Source organism: Micromonospora sp. NPDC023633 (assembly GCF_040640035.1).
Taxonomy (GTDB): domain Bacteria; phylum Actinomycetota; class Actinomycetes; order Mycobacteriales; family Micromonosporaceae; genus Micromonospora.
Window position 1 is genome coordinate 30460 of record NZ_JBFABB010000002.1, and the last position, 3294, is coordinate 33753.

The window sequence follows — 3294 nt, forward strand, 5'->3', positions numbered from 1 at the left end:
TGTGTGACAGGCCGGGCGGTAACGCCGAAGTGAGCCTCAGTGACGCCGCTGTCACCAACACTGAACCGCGCACGGCGCCGGCACGTACGTTACGTAGATCCGGTTGATGGGCGAGGGTGGCGATGATCGCGGGCTGGTGGCTGGTGACCGCGGCGCTGGGCGGCATACTGCTCGGCGCCGGGGCGAGCGCGACGGTGCTGCGCCGGCGAGCCCGGTCACGCGAGGCCGAGCTGGTCCACCTGGAGACCCTCTTGCAGCGGCGGGCTGACCAGGTCAACGCGCTCAGCCACGAGCTGCGTACCCCGATCAGCATGATCAAAGGCGCGTTGGATCTGCTCAGGGAGGGCACACCGGGCCCGCTCACCCCGGCGCAGGAACGTTTTCTGCAGGTCGCTGGCCATCAGTGCACGCAGGTGATCGCCCTGTGCGAGAGCCTGCTGATCCAGGCGAAGATCGAAGCCGGGCTGTTCACGCCCCGGCTGGAGAAACTGGACGTCTCCGTCGTCGTACGGGACGTGGTCGCGGCGATGCGCTCGCTGTGCGAGCAGCGCGGCCAGCGCATCACCCTGGACACTCCGCAAGTGATGCCGTGGATCCCCGGTGACCCGATGCTGCTGACCCAGGCATTGACTAATCTGCTGTCGAACGCGAGCCGGTTCACCACGCCCGGCGGTAGCATCGACGTCCGCGTCATGGCCATCGACACCGGGGTGGCGATCTATGTGACCGACGACGGTGCGGGGATGACCCGGGCGGAACGGGAGCGGTTGTTCCAGCGCTTCGCCACCGGGTTCCCCCTCGCGGACGGCACCGGGCTCGGCCTGGTCATCACGAAGACGATCGTGGAGCTACACGGAGGCGAAATCATGGTGCATACCGCGTCGACCCGGGGAACCACCTTCCTCCTGACCCTGCCCGGCCAGTCGTGACCGGTGCGGACAGGCCGACCGCGCTGGTGGTCGACGACGAGCCGCAGATGGCGGTCATCGTCGAGTTCGCCCTGCAGACCCAGGACTTCCAGGTCCTGACCGCGCATGACGGGGCGACCGCGCTGCAGCTGTTCAAACAGCACCAGGTGGACCTGGTGATCCTCGACGTGATGATGCCCAGCATGGACGGGCTGACCCTGTGCCAGCGGATTCGGGCCCGCTCCGAGGTACCGATCATGCTGTTGACCGCGCTGGCCCAGCACGACGACGTGATCGCCGGGTTGGAGCACGGCGCCGACGACTACGTCACCAAGCCCTTCCACCCGCGAGAGGTCGCACTCAGGGCCCAGGCGCTGGTACGCCGACGGCGCGACCGCGGTGCCGTCATCCGCATCGGCGACCTGGTCATCGACCCGGGCGCCCAGACGGTGACGCTCTCGCAGCGGCCGCTGGACCTGCCCTTCACCGAATTCAAGCTGCTGGTCCACCTCGCCAACCGGCGGGGCGTTCCGCAGTCGTGGCAGGAGCTGCTGCGCACCGTCTGGGGCACGACGGACCTACTCGGCGGGCGTGACGTGGTCAAGTCGGCGATCTACCGGCTGCGGTCCCGGCTCGCGGCGATCCCCGGCGGCACCAACTACCTGCGCACCCTACGCGGCGTCGGCTACCTCATGCCCGACCTGCCCGCCGACCAACCTTGACATCCTCCCGGCCCTGAAGGGGCCGGGATTCGCACGGTCGCCCGTGAGGTTTCCCGGATATCCGTCGGCCGGCGCTCACCTGCACGATTCGGTCGAGCTTGGCGTCCTTACGCAGAGTTGGCGAACCTACGCCTGCGGACGTCCGGCCTGCGCAGAATCGCGCCCCGGGCGGGGCCGGTGACGTCCCCGATCTCGGGGCTGACACCCGCGACCCGGCACAGCAGTTCCACGTCGTCCAGGAAGCTGTCGTCGTCGTCGTCGAATTCATCGATGTCGTCGATGCCCATCTCGGCAAGTGGCTCGGTCAACACCGTCGGATCGGCGCCTTCGGCAAGGCTGGCGAAGCCGTGCGTGAAGGATGCGAGCACCTCGCCGTCCTCGCTGACCAGGAAGCGGTGGCCGTCATCGGCGCTGCGGAACGACGAGACCGCGAACGTGCCGCGGGACAGATCCGGCCGGTCGACGGCCTCGTAGCCGCCGTCCTCGACGAGCAGGGTGTGTGAGCCCAGCGCGAACGCTGCCACGACCATCCCCTCCGAATCGAGATCCTCGAAGTCGGCCCGCCGTCGCAGCTGCGTCCACGTAGCAGTGGAGATCTCCGCGTCCAGTGCCCCGAATCGGCGCAGCGCCTCGTCCGGGTCGACGTCGTAGATCACCGTGATGCAGTAGGCGGAGCCCGCCTTCAGGCCCTTGGCCAGCCACTCCGGCGCATCACCGTCGTCGTCGGACCCGGCGCTCCGGGCGATGCCCATCTCCCTGCCGAAAACCCAGTGGACAGCGTCGTCGGGGCCGATGAGCACAAGCCGCCACGCGCCGTGAACACCGTCGTCGAGAAACCGCCAGGTCAGCCAGGTGTCGGGTTGCTCGGCCCGGTGGACCTCTGCGGGTTGCAGGACGACGATCGAGGCCAGGCCAGGGCCCAGCCTGGTCCGGTAGACCAGGCCGGTGCCGTCGGCGGTGCGATACACGGTGCGCTTGCCGTTTGCCGACCGGATGAACCGGTTGTGGCGGATCTCCGCCACCGGCGCCCGGTCACCCAGCGACACCGGCTCGATCGGCCCGTGCAGGACGCTGTAGACGGGGAACCCGTCGTCGTACAGCACCGCGTCACCGTCGTCGGAGACGCGCAGCGCGGTGTACTTGACGACCTGCAGGTCACCGCGCCATACGACCTCGTCGCGGGAGTACACCGCAAAGACGCCGCTCGGCTCGAGGCGCAGGACTCCGGCGGCACCCGCGGACCAGGTCACCGTGCCGTCCCGGTCGGCGATCACCGCACGACCATCGGCGTCGTAACGCAGCTCCCACCGGCCGGACCGCGACACCACAGGTTCGTCGAGCGTGTGAAACTGGGGCAGCGCCTCGGGCATACAGGTCCCCTCCGATCAGGTCCGCCGGAGGGCCGGCGAACGCACATGGTTGACACACGGAGCACGCGTACGGCCACCACACAGTTCAACCTCACCGAACTCATCGACCAGGGCCTCGGTCACAGGCCGGGACCGCCACGGACAGCTGACCCATCGGAAGCCGCCGCACTGGCCGGGTCCGGCGCGTCGATCCCACCCGGGCCCGGAGCGCCGGGCCAGGGTTGCTGTGGAGTGAGGTTGTCGGTCATCTCGATGTCGCCCGGGGCAGGTTTCCCGCCCCTCCGGCGACAGCGA

The 3294-nt window shown here is 69.0% G+C and carries 3 protein-coding genes; 2 read left to right on the top strand and 1 reads right to left on the bottom strand.

The window, feature by feature from the left end:
- The first annotated feature begins 122 nt into the window (after nt 1-122).
- Nucleotides 123-929, top strand: coding sequence for a HAMP domain-containing sensor histidine kinase (locus tag AB0G13_RS00990; protein ID WP_357867160.1), 807 nt, complete (start codon nt 123-125; stop codon nt 927-929).
- On the top strand, nt 926-1630 hold the full coding sequence (locus AB0G13_RS00995) for a response regulator transcription factor (protein ID WP_357866988.1): 705 nt from the start codon (nt 926-928) through the stop codon (nt 1628-1630). Before AB0G13_RS00990 ends, AB0G13_RS00995 begins: the two co-directional genes overlap by 4 nt.
- Before the next feature lie 107 nt (nt 1631-1737).
- Here AB0G13_RS00995 and AB0G13_RS01000 read toward each other — a convergent pair whose 3' ends face one another.
- Complete coding sequence (locus AB0G13_RS01000) at nt 1738-3000, bottom strand: DUF6461 domain-containing protein (protein ID WP_357866991.1); 1263 nt, start codon at nt 2998-3000, stop codon at nt 1738-1740.
- Nucleotides 3001-3294 lie beyond the last annotated feature (294 nt).

What these genes read in the sequence shown, in the direction of transcription:
- AB0G13_RS00990 (WP_357867160.1), top strand. Translation starts at nt 123, where the DNA reads ATGATCGCGGGCTGGTGGCTGGTGACCGCGGCGCTGGGCGGCATACTG.
- AB0G13_RS01000 (WP_357866991.1), bottom strand. Translation starts at nt 3,000, where the DNA reads ATGCCCGAGGCGCTGCCCCAGTTTCACACGCTCGACGAACCTGTGGTG.